The following is an 18,478-nucleotide window of genomic DNA, read 5'->3' on the forward strand; positions in this document are numbered from 1 at the left end:
GAGCGTCCGTGCTCGAGTGAAATGCAGGCTAGCGTGCGCAACGGGGGGGATCAATTAAGACCTCCCTTCTATCGTTACGGCTAAGTTAACGATCAGTTGAAGACCCCGGTTCGGTGCTGGATCGGGACCGATACATTCGGCATTCGGCGACCAGAGCAAGCAGGTTGGGATCGCGCTCCTTGGCCTTGAGGAACACAATGCCGATCTGCTGCTGCAGGCGGTACTTGCTCTGTAGGGGGATCAGGCGGATGCGGTTCTCGTAAACCGCTGCGACCCGCCCTGGAAGGAGGGCGTAACCGACGCCTGAACTGACCATGCTGAGCAGAGTGAAGATGTCGTTGACCTGCATCCCTACATTCGGCTTGAAGCCTGCCTGGTCGAACACACGAGCGCTGTCGCGATGGGTGGCGAAACCCTGGGTGAGGGTGATGAAGGTCGCATCACGCAAGTCGCCTAAGTCCACCTCTGCCTGCTCGGCAAATGGGGAGTCGGTGGGTACAGCAAGAAAGATGTCATCGGCAAAGAGCAGCAATTGCTCGCAATCTATATTGATCAGGCTGTCGTCGAGAGAAATCAGGACTGCATCGAGTTCCATGTTCTTGAGTTTGTAGAGCAGATCGACGTTGGAGCCGAGGATCAGGTCGATGTTGAGCTCGCTGCGGCGCAGCTTCAGGCCCATGATCAGCTGCGGCACGGTCTTCACCGTCAGCGAATAGAGCGCCCCGAGTTTGAAGCGCTCGGCCGAGAACCCAGCCGATTCACGCGTCTGGCGCACCGTTTCGAGGACATCCTGGACCAGCTTCTGCGCATGTTCCTCCAGCACAAAGGCACTCTCCAGCGGGATCAGGTTGCGGCCCTCGTGTTTGAACAGCGGGCAGCGCAGGGCGCTTTCCAATGAATGGATGGCGCGGTGAACGCTGACGTTGCTGGTGTTCAGCTCGGCGGCCGCTTTGCTCAGGTTGCCGCTACGCATGAAGGCCAGAAAGACTTCAAGCTTCTTCAGGGTGAGTTCTTCGTCGATTTGCATGGGCAAGGGCTCGGGCAAGGAGGTCAATTATGCCTAACGCGGACCGGCTTAGGGCTTGGTCGTGGGAACGATCTGCGCGTGTCGGGTTGCTCGTCCTGTTCGGCTGTGTGTGATGCCTGCTCAAGGCGCCAGCGGGCGACATGCACATCGCATGGCGCGCTAACGGAGGTCATGCAATTTGCACGATAATTGAAATTTGCCATCACAGCAACTATTTGATTTATAAGGAAAAATCAAAAAATACCCGATGGCACGTTCGATGCTGTTGTGCTGTGCCAATTTGGCAAAGCAGACAAAAATACGAACGAGGGCTGGACGACGCTCCGGCCCAGGAAATGGAACGAAATGGATAACAGGCTAAACAGCAAGACTCAAATATGGGCCGACGGGTACTCCTTCATGGAGGTTACCGAGACGCTGCTGATGGCCCTGGGAATCCGACCGGACGACCCCGGGCGTGGCGAACCGGAACCTGCGCAACCGGAGCCGGCCGCCTCGACCACCCATGGTTCAACCGACGCGAAGGTGGGCCGCTAGCCCGGCTCTGGTGAGCGAGTATCGATAGCGCCCAGACCGCTGAGCGAAAGCCGATCGTCTTGGCATTCTTAAGCGGCCGAGGCGGTCGGCTCCCCTTCAGCCCACCGCCGAGGCATGTCTTTGAGCCGCGTTACGCGATCCGGCTGACCTGTTTCCGTTATCGCGCCAACTGGCCGAGGATGCGATAGGCGAGCTTCACCCGGTCCTCGTTCGGGTAATACCGGTTGGCCAGAATGACAATGCCCAGCTGTTCGGCCGGAATGAAGGCCAGGTAGGCACCAAAACCGTTGGTCGAGCCGGTCTTGTTGATCCAGACGTCGGCCTGCGGTGGTGACGGAGGGGAAATCGGTTCCACCGGCTGGCTGTCGAGTACCATCTTGCTGCCATTGCCAACCAACAGATCGTCCAGCGCGACCGGATAATCGTACTGTTCCCATACCAACGCCTGGGTCATGGCGCCCACCCGGTAATGGCGGGTTTGGGTCGCGGTTATGGCCTGTCTGACCGAGCGGTCCGTTTTGATCGTGCCGAGCTGCGCTTCGACGAAGCGCAGCAGATCCTGACTGGTGGTCTTCACGCCGTACGCTTCATTCGCCAGCAGCGCCGGATTCAGCCGGACCGGGTCGCCGTTCTTGTTGTAACCCTGGGCATAGCGCATTCTCTCCCCGGACGGCAGATCGATGTAGGTGCTGTTCATCCCGAGCTTTGGCAACAGCCGGCTCTGCAGGGCCTCGACATAGGGGATCCCCAGGCCGCTGGCCGCCGCCATGCCCAGCAGACCCATGCCGGGATTGGCGTAGACGCGCCTGGTGCCAGGTGCGTAGCGCGGCTGCCAAGACCTGAAGTAATCCGTCAATTGCTGATCGTTGCGGATCGCATCGGGCAGCTGCAACGGGAAATCTCCAGCCGTATGGGTGGCCAGGTCGATCAGGGTGATCCGGTCGAGCTGGCTGCCTTGCAGGGCGGGCAGATAGCGGCTGGGGCTGTCGGTGAGAGACAGCTTGCCCTGGGTTTCGGCATAGGCCGCCAGGGTTGCGGTCAGGGTTTTGCTGACCGAGCCGATCTCGAACAGGGTATCGCGGGTCACGGCCTGCTGCGTCGCCTTCGAGGCCACGCCGAACTCATAGAAACGCTGCTCGCCCTGTGCCGTGATCGCGATCGCCAGACCGGGGATCGCGTGTTGCGCCATGACGGCTTGGGCGGCGTCCGTTACAGTCGCGTCGATGCCGGCGAAATCCACGCCGGCCGCGGCGGGGCGGCTGAGCGCCATGGTCATCGCGACGAGCAACAGCCCCGCCCGGCACTTTCTGAATAAGCGCATCATGGTCCTCGAATCACCTGAAGGGCTTGGAAACTAGCATCTGCCGGCCGCTTGCAGAAGTGCCTTTCCAGCCCGGTCAGTGATACCGAACATTTAACCCACCGTGACTTCCAGCGTACCGATACCTTCAACGCCGCCGCTCAACCGATCGCCACGCTGCACCGCGCCGACACCGGCCGGCGTGCCGGTCATGATCAGGTCGCCGGGCTCGAGCACGAACAGCCGCGACAGGTAGGCGATTACCTCCGGCACGCTCCAGATCAGCGACGCCAGATCACCTTCCTGACGGAGCTCGCCATTGATCTCAAGCCAGATGCGGCCTTCGCTCGGATGGCCGACCTTGGTTGCCGGTACCAGCGCCGAACAGGGCGCGGCGTGATCGAAGCCCTTGGCCACCGCCCAGGGTCGGCCCATCTTCTTCGCCTCGGCCTGCAGGTCGCGGCGGGTCATGTCCAGCCCCACGGCATAGCCGTAGACGTGCTCAAGCGCCTGTTCAGGCGGAATATCGGCGCCGCCACGGCCAATGGCCACGACCATCTCGATCTCGTGGTGCACACTCTCGGTGCCCGGCGGGTAGGGGAACACACTGCCATCGGGCAGCAGGCTGTCGGGATGCTTGGTGAAGAAGAACGGCGGCTCGCGGTCCGGATCATGACCCATCTCGCGGGCGTGTTCGGCATAGTTGCGGCCCACGCAGTAGATGCGCCGCACGGGGTAGCGTTGGTTGCTATCCGCAATCGCGAGGCTGGGGATGCTGGGGGTGAAGAGGTAGTCGTTCGGGTCTGTCAAATTCACTGTTCAGGCTCCAGGTTGTTGAGGTTTTGCGCTGGGTGCGACGCGACGGCTTTGGAATCATTTACGCAGCGGCACGCTGCCGGCCTCGTCCAGGCTGCGCAGAAAGTCGAAATCACAGCCGCGATCGGCTTGGGTCACGGTGTCGAGGAACAGCTTGCGATAGCCGCGCTCGTCGCCTTCGCGCGGTTCCGGTCGCTCAAGCGCATCGCGCCGACGCGCCAGCTCCCCGTCGCTGACCAACAAATCCAGGGAACGCTCGGCCACGCTCAGACGCAGGCGATCGCCGCTTTCGATCAGCGCCAGTGGCCCGCCATCCGCCGCTTCGGGCGTGACGTGAAGGATGATGGTGCCGCCCGCCGTGCCGCTCATGCGGCCATCGGAGATGCGCACCATGTCTTTGACGCCGGCACGCGCCAGCTTGCGCGGAATGGGGATGTAGCCGGCTTCCGGCATGCCGGGCGCGCCCTTCGGGCCGATGTTCTTCAGCACCAAGATGTCGTCGGCGTTGACGTCGAGGTCCGGGTCGTCGATGCGCTGGGCCAGATCCTCCAGGCCATCGAACACCACCACCCGGCCTTCGTGCTCCATCAGCTCGGCGCTGGCCGCCGACTGCTTGATGATCGCCCCGTCCGGCGCCAGGTTGCCGCGCAGGAAGGCGATGCCGCCCTGTGGATAGATCGGGTTGTCCAGCGAGCGCACCACGTCCTGCGGGAAGGCGGCGATTTCATCCAACTCTTCGCCCAGCGTGCGTCCGGTGACGGTCAGTGCATCGAGGTGCAGGAAAGGCCGTAGTTCGCGCAGCACGGGGGCCAGGCCGCCGGCCTTGTGCAGGTCTTCCATGTAATGCGTGCCGGACGGTTTGAGATTGACCAGCACCGGGATCTTGCGACCGAGCGCGTCGACCTGATCCATGTCGATGCGGATGCCGCAGCGGCCGGCGATCGCTGACAGATGCACGATGGCATTGGTCGAGCCGCCGATGGCGAGCAGCACCATCAGGGCGTTCTCGAAGGCCTGCTCGGTGAGGATGCGGTCTGGCGTCATCCGTGACTGGATCATCGCCACCGCCTGGGTGCCGGTGCGCTCGGCGATACGGATGCGGTCGGCGGTGACCGCCGGTGGTGTGGCGCCGCCGGGCAGCATCATACCCAGTGCTTCGGTGACGCAGGCCATGGTGCTGGCGGTTCCCATCACCGAGCAGGTGCCGACGCTGGCCACCAGCTGGTCGTTGACCTCGGTGATCTCCTGCTGGTCGATCTCATCGCCGCGGTACATGCCCCAGAAGCGCCGGCAATCGGTACAGGCGCCGACCCGTACACCACGGTGCGAACCGGTAAGCATCGAGCCGCTGACCAGTTGAATGGCCGGTACCCCGGCGCTGGCGGCACCCATCAACTGAGCGGGCACGGTCTTGTCGCAGCCGCCGATCAGGACCACCGCATCGATCGGCAGGGCGCGGATCATTTCCTCAGTGTCCATCGACATAAGATTGCGCAGGAACATGCTGTTGGGATGGGCGAAGCTCTCGTGAATCGAGATGGTTGGGAAGTCCACCGGCAGCCCGCCGGCGAGCATCACCCCGCGCTTGACCGCTTCGATCAGCTGCGGCGCGTTACCATGGCAGGGATTGAAGCCGCTGCCGGTGTTGGTGATGCCGACGATCGGGCGCGACAGGGCATCGTCCGAATAGCCGGCGCCCTTGATGAAGGCCTTGCGCAGGAACAGCGAGAATTCCGCGTCGCCATAGTTGGTCAACCCTTTGCGCATGCCGCGCGCCGGATCGTCGGTTTTGCTGCCGGAGTCATTGTTGTTGTTCACGGGCGTTACCTCTCGATCGTTGTGATGCGTGCCGGGCGTGCGGCACTTTGGCGGCGAGGCGCGCGGCCTCAACCGGAGGGTTCGGGTGCCGGCCCCGAGCTGCCGCGTACGATCAGCTCCGTGGCGACGGCGATGGGGCCCGGCCTGGGCTTGCCGTCGAGCGCTTCCAGCAGGTAGGTGCCGGCGCGAGTGCCGATCTGTTCGAGCTCGACGCGGGTGGTGGTCAGCGGTGGCGACAGGTGCCGGGCATAGTCGAAGTCGTTGAAGCCGACCACCGAGACATCCTCGGGCACCCGCACGCCAAGGTTCTTCGCCGCCAGCAGGGCGCCAAATGCCAGCAGGTCGTTGGCGCAAATCACCGCCGTGGGCCGTACTGCGCCCTGCAGCAGGCTGTGCATCGCGGCGATACCGTCTTCGAGCGTCAGGTTGGTCTCCATCAGCCATTGCTCGGGCACTTCCAGCCCGACTTCGGCTAGGCGTGCCCGGGCGCCGAGGATTCGGTCGCTGACCCGGTCGTTGAAGGGCGCGTTGACCAGCATGGCGAACCGGCGATGACCGAATGCCAACAGGTGATCGACCATATCCCGGGAAACCGCGATGTTGTCGAAGCCGACGCTCGGGCGGGCGCTGTCCTGCGTCCACGCCTGTACGCAGGGGATGCGCTTGTTGTCGATCATCTGCCACATCTTCGGATCGTGCGTTCGACCGACCACCATCAGCGCATCGACGCCGTGTTCGAGCATGGTCTGGACCTCCTTCAGTTCGACCTGTTCGTCGAAGCCGAAACTGGCCACCAGCAGCGTATAGCCGGCCTCGTGCACGGTGTGCTGAAAGGCGGCGAGGGGGCGGGAAAAGGTTTCCGTGGCGAGCGTCGGGACGACCGCGCCGATGGTCATGCTGCGGCGCGACGCCAGGGTTCGCGCCGCGGCGTTCAGCACATAACCAAGCTCATCGCAGGCGCGCTGCACGGCCTGGCGCTTGTCGTCGCTGACGGCTGCACTGCCGTTGATCACCCGCGATACCGTAGCCGTCGAAACACCGGCTACGCGGGCAACATCGTGCAGACTGGCGCGGGACAGTAACGCTTGTGGGGGAGGCATCGAGTTACTCATTTGTTGAGCTGGAAATAAGCCACTCAGCGAATGGCGTTTGACATAAGGAAAAACCGAAACTAACTTTTTGTAAACGCTTACATCGCATTTTTTCGCAAATGTAAGCGATTACATAGCGCCGTTTCGCATTACTGGCGACGCGGTTGGGGTCATACGAGCGAACCCCGGCAGACGATGAAAACGTTTACATCGGCCTGCCGGCTTGAGACAGGACAAGAACAACAATGGCAAAGATCAGCTCCATTTCCGTTTGTGCGGCCCGCGTGCCGCTGGATCAGGTCACCTCATTCTCCAACCGCACCGTGCACGCCCGCGATTACGGCCTGGTCAAGGTAACCGGCGCCAACGGCGTGAGCGGCATCGGGTTCTGCTACGTCGGCAGTGCCGGCGGTGAGCTGCTGCCGATCGCCGTGGAGAAGTTGCTGGCGCCGGTGCTGCTGGGTCGCGATTCGCTGGACGTCGAGGCGCTGTGGAAGGAGATGTACCAGGAGGCCCTCCTGCAGGGCCGCGCCGGGGTGGTCATGCGTGCGATCAGCATTCTCGACACCGCGCTCTGGGACCTCAATGCGCGCAGCGCCGGCCTGCCGCTGCATCGCTATCTCGGTGCGGCCAGTGCTGACCGAGTGCCGGCCTACGCCAGCGGTGGCTACTACCTCGATGGCAAGACCCCCACGCTGCTCGGCGAGGAGATGGCGCACTACGTATCGCTCGGCTTCAAGGCCGTGAAGATGAAAACCGGCCGTCTCTCGCCCAAGGAAGAAGAGGCGCGGGTGGCGGCGGCACGCGAAGCCATCGGCCCCGACGTCGAACTGATGCTCGACGTCAACAACGGCTGGAGCGATGTCACCGAGGCGCTGCAGTACGTGCGCCGCTTCGAGCGCTACAACCCGGCCTTTATCGAGGAGCCGTTCCTGGTCGATGACATCGACAGCCATGCGCGGCTGGCGCGGGCCACACCGATTCCCATTGCCACCGGCGAGGTGGAGGTCGGGCGCTGGCGCCACAAGGAGCTGCTCGACAAGGGCGGCGCGGCCATCCTGCAGACCGACGCGGTGGTCTGCGGTGGCATTACCGAGTGGCGCCGCATCGCGGCGATGGCTGCCGGTTACGGCGTGCCGATGTATCCGCACTGGTTCCATGACGTGCATGCACCGCTGGTGGCCGCCACGCCGAATGCGCGATACGTGGAGTTCTTCTGGGATGACCAGGTCCTCAACTTCCGCCGGTTGATCGACCGCCAGCTGGAGCAGGAGAACGGCTACATCAAGCTGCACCAGACGCCGGGGCTCGGCTTCGACTTCGACGAGCAAGCCATTGCGCGCTACTCGATCGCGGCCGGCAGCCAAACCTGGATGACCCTCGAAAACAACCGCTGAGCAGAGAAGGCATTACCCGCTGTAGGGGCGGCGGCGCGCGGTTGTCGCCCCTGACCACGTCTGGATCCGATTGGCCAGACACCATAAATCCAACAAGAAAATGTGGAGTGAGCGAAATGAAGATCAACAAGCAACTGTCCGCAGCCGTCTTGACCGCCGTCACGGCGTTTTCCGTTCCTTTTGCGGCCCAGGCGGACTACGTCGCCGGCGACGAGGTCACCGTGCTGCAAGGCTTCAAGCCGGGCGGCGGCAGCGACGTGCTGGCGCAGCTGGTACAGCCCTACCTGACCAAGAAACTGGGCGCCAATTTCGTCAACGAGTACATCCCGGGTGCCACCGGCGCGATCGCCTGGACGCGTCTGGCACGGCAGTCGAAGAAGGACGGCACGGTGATCAGCATCACCAACACGCCGATGCTGATGACCAACTACATCATGAACGACGCCATCACCTACAACATCAAGGACCTGACGCCGATCGCCAACGTGGTGACCGACTCGGGCATTGCGGTGGTCGCCAAGGACAGTCCCTACAACACCATCGAAGACCTGTTCGCGGCGGCCAAGGAAAAGCCCGGCCGTATCACCGTCGGCAACTCCGGGGTGGGTGGCGATGATTTCTTCACCACGCTGGTGATCGAGAAGGCCACCGGGCTTTCCTTCAAGAAGGTGCCGTTCCAGGGCGATGGTCCTTCGGCCACCGCGGCCATGGGCAACAAGATCGACGTCAGCTTCAACAACGTCGGCAATGTTTACAGCCAGATCAAGAGCGGCAACCTCAAGGCGCTGGCGGTGTTCGCGGACGAGCGTTTCGAAAGCCTGCCCGATGTGCCGACCCTGAAAGAGAAGGGCATCAACGTGGTCGCCGGCTCCTCGCGCGGCTACAGCGCACCGGCCGGCATTCCGGATGAAGCGCGCCAGCAGCTGATCGCCGCCTTCGAAGCGCTGAAAACCGACGAGGCATTCCTGGCTGATGCCAAAAAGCGTGCGTTGCACATCGACATCGTCACCGGCGACGACTACGGCCAGATGTTTGAGGACATGGAGCAGGAGTTCCAGGGCATCTGGAGCGAAGTCGGTGGCAAGCAACAGTGAAGCCATCGGCCGAACGCGACGAGGGGAGGCGCCCATGAACATGAACAGGCTGGTACTCGGACTCTTTGGCATGGCCCTGGCGATGGTGTTTTTCAGCAACGCGCAGGGCTATCCAGAAGCCGCAGCGCAGATGCCGCTGATCTATTCGGTCACGGTGGGGCTGTTCTCGCTGGCCATGGTGTGTTCGGAACTGCTGCGCTGGCGCGCGGCCCGGCAACGCGAGGTCGAGCCAGCGATTCCCAGCGAAGCACCCGCCGCCCCGCCACGTTACGCGGTGACGGCCCTGGTTTTCGTGTTGGCGATTGCCTACGTCGCGGCCATCACCACGCTCGGCTATGTGCTGGCGACCGTACTGTTCATGGCCTTGGCGCTGGTGCTGATCCGCACCGTATCGATGCGCTTCGCCGTGATCGGCACGGTGGTACTGGTGGCGGTGGTATGCCTGGTGTTCGTGCAGTTCCTGGGGCTTCCCATACCGCTGTTGCCGTCAGCGATCGCCTGACCGCTCCTTTCCATTTTCGACGAGGCCTTTTCCGTGGAAAGTTCGATCGTCATGACAGGGTTGGTCAACGTGCTGACCCTGGCCAACTTCGCTGCCATTTTCGGGGGCATCCTGCTGGGGCTGTTCGTCGGCGCCATGCCGGGGCTCTCCGCCACCATGGCGCTGGCCCTGCTGTTGCCGCTGACCTTCAGCATGGATACCGCCACCGGCCTGAGCATGCTCGCCTCGCTCTATGTCGGCGCCTCCTACGGCGGTTCCATCGCGGCGATCCTGTTGCGCACACCGGGCACCCCATCGGCCGCCGCAACGGTGCTCGACGGCTTCCCGATGTCGCAGCAGGGCCAGGCGGGCAAGGCGCTGGGGATCTCGCTGTTCGCCTCCTTTATCGGCGGCACCATCAGCGGCATCGCGTTGTTGCTGGCGGCGCCGTTGCTTGGCAGCATCGTGGTCGAGTTCGGCCCCATCGAGCTGTTCGCCATCGCCGTGCTCGGCATCACCATCATCGGCTCGCTGGCGCAGGGGTCGGTGATCAACGGGCTGTTTTCCGGTGCCGTCGGGTTGCTGGTGAGTACGGTGGGGATGGACCTGATGACCGGCACGCCGCGCATGGCCTTCGGCAACATCAATCTGTTCTCCGGTATCAGCTTTACGGTGGCGCTGATCGGCTTGTTCTCGATACCCCAGGCGCTCTCGCTGATCGAGAATTCCCATGGTGCGGCCAAGATCGCCAGCCGTATTACCGACCGGCTGATTCCCAAGTTCGGCGAATTGAAGGCGCTGATGCCCAACATCCTGCGCTCGAGCGGTATCGGTGTGGTGGTGGGGCTGATCCCTGGGACCGGCGGCGATACCGCCAGCTGGTTCGCCTATAACGAGGCCAAGCGTTTCGCCAAGGACAAGAGTCGCTTCGGCAATGGCGATCCGGCCGGGGTCGCGGCACCGGAAGCGGCGAACAATGCGGTGGTTGGCGGTGCGCTGATTCCCACCATCGCGCTGGGCATTCCCGGCAGCTCGGCCACCGCGATCCTGCTCGGGGCGTTGATGGTGCAAGGCATTCTGCCCGGGCCGAACCTGTTGAGCGACTATGGCGACGTCACCTACACGCTGATCTGGGCGGTGATCTTCGCCAATATCGGCCTGCTCGGCGTAGGCCTGATGTTCACCAAAGCCAGCGTGGCGGTCACCCGCATTCCGGACGGCTTCGTCGCCTGCGCCATCATCGCGCTGTGCATCATCGGCGCCTACGCGCTCAACAACAGCCTGTTCGAGGTGGGACTGATGCTCGGTTTCGGCCTGTTCGGCTACTGGCTGGCCAAGGCCGGTGTATCCCCGGCACCCATGGTCATCGGCCTGATTCTAGGGCCGGTGATGGAGAACGCCTTCCACCAGTCGATGCTGATCGGCAACGACGATTATCGGATCTTTTTGACCAGCCCAATCGCCGTAGTGCTGCTATCCATCGCGTTGCTTTCGATATTGCAGGCGACGCCGATCTTCCGCTGGCTGCTCGCACCGCTTCGCCGTCGCATACGCCTCGCCTGAGGTCATGGCTGGCAGCCCTGCGGGGCTGCCAGATAATCACAACAAGAGGAGAGCATCATGAGTCAGGAAAGCGGGCGTGTCTGGTCGCCAGTCATTACGCCGTTCGGTGCGGATCTTTCGCCGGATACCAAGCGCTTCGTGGCGCATTGCCGCTGGCTGCTGGATCAGGACGTCGGGCTGGCCGTGTTCGGCACCAATTCCGAGGCCAACTCATTGGCCGTCGGAGAAAAGATCCGGCTGTTCGATGCGCTCATCGACGCAGGGATTCCAGCCGCGCGGCTGATGCCGGGCACCGGAAGCTGCGCGCTGCCGGACACCGTCGCGCAAACCCGGCACGCGGTAGCCAAAGGGGTGGAAGGGGTGCTGATGCTGCCGCCGTTCTACTACAAAGGCGTGTCCGACGAGGGGCTGTTCCGTTATTTCAGCGAGGTGGTCGAACGGGTCGGCGACGAACGCCTGCGCATCTACCTCTACCACATCCCGCCGGTGTCCCAGGTGCCGCTGTCGCTGGCGTTGATCGAGCGGCTGCTCCGGGCTTATCCCGGCAACATCGTCGGGCTGAAGGACAGCTCCGGCGACTGGTCCAACACCCGTGCCGTCATCGAGCAGTTCGGCGCGGACGGTTTTCAGGTCTATGCCGGCAGCGAATCCTTTCTGTTACAGACCTTGCGCGCAGGCGGAGCCGGCTGTATCAGCGCCACGGCCAACGTCAATCCGGGCGCCATCGCGCGCCTTGCCAAAAGCTGGCAGGCAGACGATGCCGACGAACAGCAGGCGGCATTGGTACGTACGCGGCAGATCTTCGAACGCTTCCCGGTGATCGCGGCGCTCAAGGCCGCGACGGCACGATTCAGTGTTGACGAGCAGTGGGCACGACTGCGGGCGCCACTGCTGGCACTCGACGAGCGGCAGCGCGCCGAGTTGTTCGCGCTGCTCGACGATGCCGGCTTCGACATGCCCGGCCTCAAAACAGCTGATCTGGAGTGATCGATGCACAAGAAACGAATCGTCGCCTTGCGGCGGCTCAAAGAGTCGCACCTGCAACGCTTGCATGAAGCCTTCGAGGTTGCCTATTTCGAAGAGCCGGAGCTGCAGCCCGAGGCCGTCACCGCCGCGTTGCGCGAAGCACACGGCCTGATTGGCGGCAAATTGCAGGTCACCTCGGCGTTGCTCGATGGGGCGCCGGCGCTGGAAGCCATCGCGACCATCTCGGTGGGCTACGACAACCTGCCGGTCGCCGAGCTGAGTCGCCGCGGCATCGTGTTGACCAACACCCCGGACGTGCTTACCGAGACAACCGCGGACACCGGCTTCATGCTGATCATGGCCAGCGCCCGGCGGCTGGTCGAACTGGCCAACATGGTGCGCGAGGGTCGCTGGACCCAGCACGTCGGCGAGCCCCATTTCGGTCACGACGTGCATGGCAAAACCCTTGGTCTGGTCGGCCTCGGGCGCATCGGCCAGGCCATCGCCCGTCGCGCACGCGGCTTCAATATGCAGGTGCTGTACAGCAACGCGTCGCCCAAACCGGCGCTGGAGGCCGAGTGGGGCCTGCAGCGTCGCAGCTACGAGCAGCTGTTGGCCGAGTCGGATTTCGTCTGCCTGACCGTACCGCTCACCGAGCAGACTGAGCACCTGCTCGGCTACGAACAATGCCAGGCGATGAAGCGTTCGGCCTTCGTGATCAATATCGCCCGCGGCCGGGTGATCGACGAGGCCGGGCTGATTCGGGCGCTCGACGAGGGTCTGATCGCCGGGGCGGGGCTCGACGTCTTCGAGCGTGAACCGCTGCAAGAGTCGCCACTGCTGCGCATGGACAACGTGGTAACCCTGCCGCACATCGGCTCGGCGACTCATGAAACCCGTGAAGCCATGGCCCATCGCGCGGTAGAAAACATCACTCAGGCCCTGCGCGGCGAGCGCCCGCGGGATCTGGTCAACCCGGAGGCCCGCCCGAACGGGTTCCACAATCAGCAGGACCCGTCTGTAAATGCCCAGTAACCCCTCGCGCCGCCTGGCGTCGATTCTCAACCTGCACGATCTCGATCACGCTGCGAAGCGCCATCTGCCACGGCCGATCTACGGCTACATCGCCAATGTCGCCGAAGATGGGCACACCGCCCGGGCCAATCGCAGCGCCTTCGATGCGTATTCGTTCCTGCCACGGGCACTGGTGGACGTATCCAACATTGCGCTTGAAACCGAGCTGCTGGGTCAGCGCTACGCCTTGCCGATCGGCATCGCGCCAATGGGCATCAGCGCGCTCTCGGCCTACCGCGGCGATCTGGTGCAGGCACAGGCGGCAGCCAAGGCCGGCATTCCGATGATCCTCAGCGGCAGCTCGCTGATCCGCATGGAGGACGTGCTCAATCACGGCAAGACCGACTGGTTCCAGGCCTATCTGCCAGGCGATGAGGCCGGCATCGAGGCGCTGATCGAGCGCGTGCGCGGTGCCGGCTTCGACAAGCTGGTGATCACCGTCGATTACCCGGTGCCGCCCAACAGCGACAACAACACCCGCTCGGGCTTCAGTTCACCGCTGCGTCCCAGTCTGCGGCTGGCCTACGACGGGCTGGTGCGGCCGCGCTGGTTGTTCGGCACCTTCCTGCGCACCTTGATCAATCACGGCATGCCGCACTTCGAGAACAACTACGCCACGCGCGGCGTCGCGATCCTGTCCGGTAACGTAAAGCGGGATTTCTCGGGTCGCAGCCACCTCAACTGGCGCTATCTCGAACGGGTCCGACGGCTGTGGCCGGGCAAGCTGGTGGTCAAGGGCATTCTCCACCCGGACGATGCGCGCAAGGCTCGCGACGTGGGTGCGGATGCGCTGATCGTGTCCAACCACGGCGGGCGCCAGCTCGACGGCACAATCTCGGCGCTGGCGGCCTTGCCTGGGGTGGTGGAAGCGGTCAGCGAACTGCCGGTCATGGTCGACAGCGGCTTCCGGCGCGGCACCGATGTGTTGAAGGCGTTGGCGCTGGGCGCGCGCATGGTGTTCATCGGCCGGCCATTCAACTACGCCGCGGCCTATGCGGGCGAGGCGGGGGTGGCCCACGCCATCGAACTGCTGGGCGCCGAATTGCAGCGAGACATGGCGCTGCTGGGGCTGACCCGGATCGAGGACGTCACCCGCGATTGCCTGATCAATAACAAGAACTAGCGCAAAGCCGCTAGCGGAGGGCTTATGGGACGTGGACTGCTGTCAGGACTATGGGATGTGGAGGCTGCCATCTATGCGGGGCCTCCGCCATTGGAAGATCGTTACCAGCTCGGCATGCAGCGCACCGAAGCCGCTCTGCGCGCGGCACGTGCCGAGGCCGAGCGCCGTGGCTGGGCGGTATCCATCGCGGTAGTCGATAGCGCGGGCGAGCCGCTTGGCCTGGTGAAACTCGACGGCAGCCCGCCCGATAGCGCCCGCTGCGCGATCAGAAAGGCCCAGCGGGCTGCGGCCGTCGAGCGATGCGGTCTGCTCGAGACGGCGCCACTGATGCGGTCTTCTCCGCGTCTGCGCTGCGTCGCGGACGCGATGCCGATCTATGTCGACGACCGTTGCATCGGTGCGGTTGGCGTGCACGGCGTCCACCGCAGCGAAGCCGCGCAGGTCGCGAGTGCTGGCGCCGAGGCGGTCGAGCGAGCGGGTTGAATCGCCGGAGCCCCGTTCTACTCTGGCCGCAAAGCCATGATCCGTAACGGAGTCTGACCATGCAGCCTCGTATCACCGTCATCACCCTCGGAGTCGAGGACCTGGAAACGTCGTTGCGGTTCTACCGCGATGGTCTGGGCTTGGCCTGCGAAGGCATTGTTGGACAGGAATTCGAGCATGGTGCGGTTGCGTTCATCCAGCTACAACCTGGTCTGCGTCTGGCCCTCTGGCCGCGCAGCAGCATTGCGCATGACACCGGGTTGGCCCTCGGTCCGGCCAGTTCGACGGAAATGACGCTGGGCCACAACGTGTCATCGAAGACCGAAGTCGACGCCGTCATGGCCACAGCCGCCACGGCCGGCGCGGTCATCGTCAAACCGGCGCATGACACCTTCTGGGGCGGCTATTCCGGCTACTTCAAGGACCCGGACGGCCACCTTTGGGAAGTGGTGTGGAACCCGCAATTGCTGGACTGACCGCCGCGTGGTGAATGCCCCGCCCGTTGGTTCAAAACACGTGCTTCGATATGTGCTTGGATATTTCCACGATCGACGTCTTGCCGGTGAACTCGAACTTCACCTGGCCCAGCGACGAGAAATAGATCTCCAGTTCGGAATCCAGATCGAAGGTCCCGGAGGTTTCGATCGAATAGGCAACGATGTTCTTGTAGGGCAGCGAGGTGAAATCCTTCTTGCTGCCGGTGATGCCCTGTACGTTGACCGCGATGATGCGCTTGTTGGTGAATACCACGCCGTCGCGCATGGACTTGTAGGCGTCGATTACCTGTTCACCGTCCAGCAGCAGGGATCTGACCCGCTCCGCGTATTCGTCGTTCTGCTTGAGCTTGAAGAAGCCCTTGTTGTTGAAGTCGATCATTCGCGTTCCTCGGTTCTGGTTTGCGTCAGTTGAGCAAGGGAAACTAATCCTGTCCACGGCTGCACCGTACCCGGCCTCAAGCGCATTTATCATGGCCACGGTGACAGCGTGACCCAGCGAACGCTCAAACGCGGGCTTCGAGCCGCTTGCGTAGAAATGCCATGAACGCGGCCAACGATGGCGAGCGTGACACCGGCCGGGTTTCCAACAGACCAATCGAGCGCCGTGCCGGTTGTTCGACCGGCACCGTGGTGCACCGCTCGATATTGAACACCGACGCGCAGCTGGCCGGCAGCAGCGAAAACCCCAGCCCCTCACGCACCAGCGCCACCACCGAACTCATGTGCGCCACCTCCCAGACGGGTGTCGATTGCATGCCCAGGTGCCTGAGCGCGGCGTCGGCCAGCGGTCGGATGCTGGTGTCCGGCGTGAGTGCGATATAAGGCAGGCTCTGCCATTGCGTGCACCGCTTGGCATCCTCTCGCACCAGCAGCACCAGGTTATCGTCCAGCAGCGGCTCGAAGTTCAGGCTCAGCCCCTCAGCGGGCGACGAGGTGATTCCGGCTTCGACCTCGCCGCTCTGCAGCCAACCGAGAATCTCGCCGGCACGGCCGTCCCGCAGATGGACTTCGATGCCCGGATGCTGCTGAGCAAAGGCGGCAATGGCTTCGGGCAGGAACGACGCCGCGGCGGTCGGCAGCGCACCCAGACGAATGATGCCGCGGGTCAGCGCCAGCGTTTCACGCGCATCGCGCACCGCATCCTCCATGTCCCGCAGCATCCGCCGTGCCTGGGTCAAAAAATGCTGACCAGCCGGGGTCAGCTCGACCATGCGGGTGTTGCGCGCCAGCAGCTGCAGGCCGAGCGACTCTTCCAGCTTGCGGATGGTGTAACTCAGCGCCGGCTGGGACAGATGCAGCAGTTCGGCGGTGCGGGTGAAGCTGCTGCTCTCGGCAACCAGAGCGAATGCACGTAGCTGACGGAACGAGACGTTCATGGCCTACCTATAAAAATAGTGAATCAATTGATCGTACTTTTCGAATTCACAGAAGAATGACGCAGCTCCACCATGCAGGCAAACCGCAGTGGAGCCCCTATGACAAAAATCATCCACATCGGCTGTGGTGCCGGCTTTGCCAATGACCGCCCCGATGCCGCGCTGCGGCTCGCCAGGGATCTGGCCGGCCGTGACGGCCAACGCTACCTGATGCTCGAACTGCTGGCCGAGCGCACCCTGGCCGAAGCACAGCTGCGCAAGCGTGCCGATCCCGCCCTGGGCTATGCGGCGCGGCTGTTCGATTTCATCGAGCCGATCCTCGAGCTCTGCCTCGAACACCAGATACCCATCATTACCAATGGCGGTGCGGCCAATCCCCAGGCTGCCGCGCGGCGGCTACGCGGGTTGCTTGGAGCACACCACGCACAGACGCGGATCGCCTGCGTGCTGGGCGATGACCTGTTGCAGGCTGACACCGCGGCGCTGGACCGCTGGTTGCCCGCCGAGACGCCGGTCGAAGGGCGGGTCTCGATCAATGTCTATACCGGTGCCGACGGCATCGCGCAGGCGCTCGAGCAGGGCGCACAGATCGTTCTTTGCGGGCGCGTCGCCGACCCATCCCTGGCCGTCGGGCCAGCGCGCCATGGGCTCGGCTGGGCGCGCGATGACTGGCAGAAGATGGCCGTCGCCACCGTCGCTGGGCATTTGCTGGAATGCTGCACCCAGGTCACCGGTGGCTATTTCGCCCATCCCGGCATCAAAGACGTTCCCGATCTGGCCAACCTCGGCTGCCCCATCGTCGAACTGGGCGAGGACGGCAGCCTGGTGATCACCAAGACTGGCGGCAGTGGCGGCTTTGTCAGCGAGCGTACCGTCAGGGAACAACTGCTCTATGAAGTCCATGATCCACGCCGCTACCTGACCCCCGATGTGGTGCTCGACCTGGGCACGGCGCGTGTTCACCAACAGGGCGAGAACCGCGTCGAAGTCAGCGGTATCCAGGGGCATCCGCAGCCGGACACCCTCAAGGGGCTGGTCGGCCTGCGCGGCCTCTGGTTCGGCGAGGGCGAGATTTCCTACGCCGGCCCGGCCGCGCTGGCCCGCGCCCGGCTGGCGCGGGACGTGCTGTTACAGCGCTTCGCGCAACTGGCACCGCAGATCGAGCCCTGGATCGATCTGTCCGGCGTTGCCAGCCTGTTCAACGACAGCCGCGGCGAGTATCTGGCGCAGCGTTTGGAGCGGGCGCCTGAGCTGGAAGACGTTCGTGTTCGTGTCGGACTCACGCACCGGGACAAACACCTGATCGACGCGCTGCTGGGCGAGGTGGAGTCGCTCTACACCAATGGGCCCGCAGGCGGCGGTGGGGTGCGTCGGCATCTCAGCGAAAGCATCACCACGCAAAGCTTTCTGATCCCCCGCGATGAAATCGAAACATCCCTGGAGTGGTATTGATGAGCGCATTCGTCACCCTGGCCGACTATGCCCATGCCCGTGCCGGCGATAAGGGCAACATTCTCAGCATCGCGGTGTTTCCGCTGAACGACGCGCACTATGCCTGGCTGCAGCGCGAGCTGACCTGCGAGCGCGTCGCCGAGCAGTTCGCTACGCGTCGGCCGAGCAAGGTTCGCCGCTACGAGCTCGACAGTCTCCGGGTGCTGAATTTCGTCCTGGAAGACGCGCTGGAAGGGGGCGTCAACCGAAGTCCCGGGCTCGACCGACACGGCAAGAGCCTGAGCTACCTGTTGCTGTCGATGCGCTTGCCCGCGCCACCGACTGGCTGACCGCTGCTACCGCCGTATCCATGCCGGCGATGCATGCCGGTCCCGACTATAAAA

At 63.6% G+C, this 18,478-nt stretch carries 19 protein-coding genes; 12 read left to right on the plus strand and 7 right to left on the minus strand.

Annotation, left to right across the window (positions count from 1 at the left end; translation table 11 throughout):
* Positions 1–85: 85 nt before the first annotated feature.
* Positions 86–1,027, minus strand: a complete 942-nt coding sequence (locus tag ACL0K2_RS13875) for a LysR substrate-binding domain-containing protein (RefSeq protein WP_413042857.1) — start codon at positions 1,025–1,027, stop codon at positions 86–88.
* Positions 1,028–1,372: 345 nt separating this feature from the next.
* Between ACL0K2_RS13875 and ACL0K2_RS13880 the strand changes: the two genes are divergently transcribed.
* A complete protein-coding gene (locus ACL0K2_RS13880; RefSeq protein WP_413042858.1) occupies positions 1,373–1,564 on the plus strand; it encodes a hypothetical protein in 192 nt (63 codons plus the stop codon).
* A 157-nt stretch (positions 1,565–1,721) separates the two neighbouring features.
* On the opposite strand, the gene ampC is transcribed toward ACL0K2_RS13880, so the two are convergent.
* From ampC to ACL0K2_RS13900, 4 genes are all read right to left on the minus strand, one after another.
* Positions 1,722–2,885 (minus strand): class C beta-lactamase, encoded by a 1,164-nt coding sequence (gene ampC / locus ACL0K2_RS13885; protein ID WP_413042859.1) that lies wholly within the window; start codon positions 2,883–2,885, stop codon positions 1,722–1,724.
* A gap of 93 nt (positions 2,886–2,978) precedes the next feature.
* A complete protein-coding gene (locus tag ACL0K2_RS13890) occupies positions 2,979–3,680 on the minus strand; it encodes a fumarylacetoacetate hydrolase family protein (RefSeq protein ID WP_230623722.1) in 702 nt (233 codons plus the stop codon).
* Positions 3,681–3,737: 57 nt separating this feature from the next.
* Positions 3,738–5,447, minus strand: coding sequence for an IlvD/Edd family dehydratase (locus tag ACL0K2_RS13895; protein WP_413044473.1), 1,710 nt, complete (start codon positions 5,445–5,447; stop codon positions 3,738–3,740).
* 119 nt (positions 5,448–5,566) lie between these two features.
* Positions 5,567–6,598 carry a LacI family DNA-binding transcriptional regulator gene (locus ACL0K2_RS13900; RefSeq protein WP_045164287.1) on the minus strand — a complete coding sequence of 344 codons (1,032 nt, stop codon included), beginning with the start codon at positions 6,596–6,598 and terminating at the stop codon, positions 5,567–5,569.
* 236 nt (positions 6,599–6,834) lie between these two features.
* Between ACL0K2_RS13900 and ACL0K2_RS13905 the strand changes: the two genes are divergently transcribed.
* The 9 genes from ACL0K2_RS13905 (at position 6,835) to ACL0K2_RS13945 (ending at position 15,246) form a co-directional block, all read left to right on the plus strand.
* Entirely contained in the window at positions 6,835–7,986 is a 1,152-nt protein-coding gene (locus tag ACL0K2_RS13905) for a mandelate racemase/muconate lactonizing enzyme family protein (protein WP_413042860.1), read from the plus strand.
* Positions 7,987–8,102: 116 nt separating this feature from the next.
* A complete protein-coding gene (locus ACL0K2_RS13910) occupies positions 8,103–9,080 on the plus strand; it encodes a Bug family tripartite tricarboxylate transporter substrate binding protein (RefSeq protein ID WP_413042861.1) in 978 nt (325 codons plus the stop codon).
* 34 nt (positions 9,081–9,114) lie between these two features.
* Positions 9,115–9,582, plus strand: coding sequence for a tripartite tricarboxylate transporter TctB family protein (locus tag ACL0K2_RS13915; RefSeq protein WP_413042862.1), 468 nt, complete (start codon positions 9,115–9,117; stop codon positions 9,580–9,582).
* Positions 9,583–9,615: 33 nt separating this feature from the next.
* Positions 9,616–11,124 (plus strand): tripartite tricarboxylate transporter permease, encoded by a 1,509-nt coding sequence (locus tag ACL0K2_RS13920; RefSeq protein WP_230623720.1) that lies wholly within the window; start codon positions 9,616–9,618, stop codon positions 11,122–11,124.
* Between the two features lie 57 nt (positions 11,125–11,181).
* The gene (locus tag ACL0K2_RS13925; RefSeq protein WP_413042863.1) at positions 11,182–12,111 is read left to right on the plus strand and encodes a dihydrodipicolinate synthase family protein; all 930 of its coding nucleotides are present in this window, start codon (positions 11,182–11,184) and stop codon (positions 12,109–12,111) included.
* Positions 12,112–12,114: 3 nt separating this feature from the next.
* Positions 12,115–13,125, plus strand: coding sequence for a 2-hydroxyacid dehydrogenase (locus tag ACL0K2_RS13930; protein WP_045164282.1), 1,011 nt, complete (start codon positions 12,115–12,117; stop codon positions 13,123–13,125).
* Entirely contained in the window at positions 13,115–14,287 is a 1,173-nt protein-coding gene (locus ACL0K2_RS13935) for an alpha-hydroxy acid oxidase (protein WP_045164281.1), read from the plus strand. Before ACL0K2_RS13930 ends, ACL0K2_RS13935 begins: the two co-directional genes overlap by 11 nt.
* Before the next feature lie 24 nt (positions 14,288–14,311).
* Complete coding sequence (locus ACL0K2_RS13940) at positions 14,312–14,770, plus strand: GlcG/HbpS family heme-binding protein (RefSeq protein ID WP_052679352.1); 459 nt, start codon at positions 14,312–14,314, stop codon at positions 14,768–14,770.
* A 59-nt stretch (positions 14,771–14,829) separates the two neighbouring features.
* Entirely contained in the window at positions 14,830–15,246 is a 417-nt protein-coding gene (locus tag ACL0K2_RS13945) for a VOC family protein (protein WP_045164280.1), read from the plus strand.
* A 31-nt stretch (positions 15,247–15,277) separates the two neighbouring features.
* Here the strand turns inward: ACL0K2_RS13945 and ACL0K2_RS13950 are convergent, their stop codons facing one another.
* Together ACL0K2_RS13950 and ACL0K2_RS13955 are read right to left on the minus strand one after the other, a co-directional pair.
* Positions 15,278–15,646, minus strand: a complete 369-nt coding sequence (locus ACL0K2_RS13950) for a PH domain-containing protein (protein ID WP_045164279.1) — start codon at positions 15,644–15,646, stop codon at positions 15,278–15,280.
* A 124-nt stretch (positions 15,647–15,770) separates the two neighbouring features.
* Complete coding sequence (locus ACL0K2_RS13955; protein ID WP_045164278.1) at positions 15,771–16,643, minus strand: LysR family transcriptional regulator; 873 nt, start codon at positions 16,641–16,643, stop codon at positions 15,771–15,773.
* Between the two features lie 99 nt (positions 16,644–16,742).
* Between ACL0K2_RS13955 and ACL0K2_RS13960 the strand changes: the two genes are divergently transcribed.
* Together ACL0K2_RS13960 and ACL0K2_RS13965 are read left to right on the plus strand one after the other, a co-directional pair.
* Positions 16,743–18,095 (plus strand): acyclic terpene utilization AtuA family protein, encoded by a 1,353-nt coding sequence (locus tag ACL0K2_RS13960; RefSeq protein ID WP_045164277.1) that lies wholly within the window; start codon positions 16,743–16,745, stop codon positions 18,093–18,095.
* A complete protein-coding gene (locus tag ACL0K2_RS13965; RefSeq protein ID WP_196298706.1) occupies positions 18,095–18,424 on the plus strand; it encodes a hypothetical protein in 330 nt (109 codons plus the stop codon). Before ACL0K2_RS13960 ends, ACL0K2_RS13965 begins: the two co-directional genes overlap by 1 nt.
* Positions 18,425–18,478 lie beyond the last annotated feature (54 nt).

This window comes from Pseudomonas sp. YJ42, assembly GCF_047225135.1.
Lineage (GTDB): Bacteria > Pseudomonadota > Gammaproteobacteria > Pseudomonadales > Pseudomonadaceae > Stutzerimonas > Stutzerimonas stutzeri_E.